Raw genomic sequence first — 709 nt, 5'->3', positions numbered from 1 at the left:
ATACCGAAGAGCTAGGGTCAGTCTACGAGAGCCTACTCGACTATCACCCGGTCATTGAGCCAGGGGGCAGTTTTGCATTGTCGTTCGGCTCGGAACGCAAGACGACCGGTTCGTACTACACACCACCGCAACTGGTGCAAGAGCTGGTCACGAGTACCCTCAAGCCGGTGTTAGCAGACAGGCTACAATCTGCCCGTACCCGTGAAGCCAAAATCGCCGCCCTCCTCAATCTCAAAGTGCTCGACCCGGCGTGCGGCTCCGGGCATTTTCTGCTGGCCGCTGCCCGTTACCTTGGCCGCGAACTGGCCCGTCTCCGTTCCCAGGAGGACGAACCTTCCCCCGATGCCGTGCGCCAAAGCGTGCGCGAGGTGATCGCCCACTGCATCTACGGAGTTGACAAGAACCCGCTGGCAGTGGAGCTAGCCCGTGTTGCACTGTGGATCGAGTCGCACGATGTAGAAAAACCACTCACCTTCCTCGACCACCGCATCAAATGCGGAGACTCGCTGGTCGGCGTCCTCAACCTCGATGTGCTCAAAACTGGCATCCCAGACGACACCTTCGCTCCATTGAGCACAGACGATAAAGAGATCGCCAATAGTCTAAAAAAGCGGAATCGCAGCGAGTGCCGCAGTCTCGCGAGTGGGCAAATGCGACTCCCATTCGCGCCTGCGCAAGTGGTAGCGGCCCTCGGCAGCAAGCACCACGA

At 59.2% G+C, this 709-nt stretch carries 1 protein-coding gene; it reads left to right on the top strand.

What is annotated here, in order from left to right:
• On the top strand, window positions 1-709 hold a 709-nt coding region (locus NW838_RS07935; RefSeq protein ID WP_414427821.1), incomplete at both ends, for a DNA methyltransferase.

This window comes from Synechococcus sp. R55.2, from assembly GCF_047462075.1.
In the GTDB taxonomy this organism is placed as follows: Bacteria; Cyanobacteriota; Cyanobacteriia; order Thermostichales; family Thermostichaceae; genus Thermostichus.
Note: the sequence above shows the minus strand (reverse complement) of the source record. Positions and strands in the feature narration are given on the sequence as shown.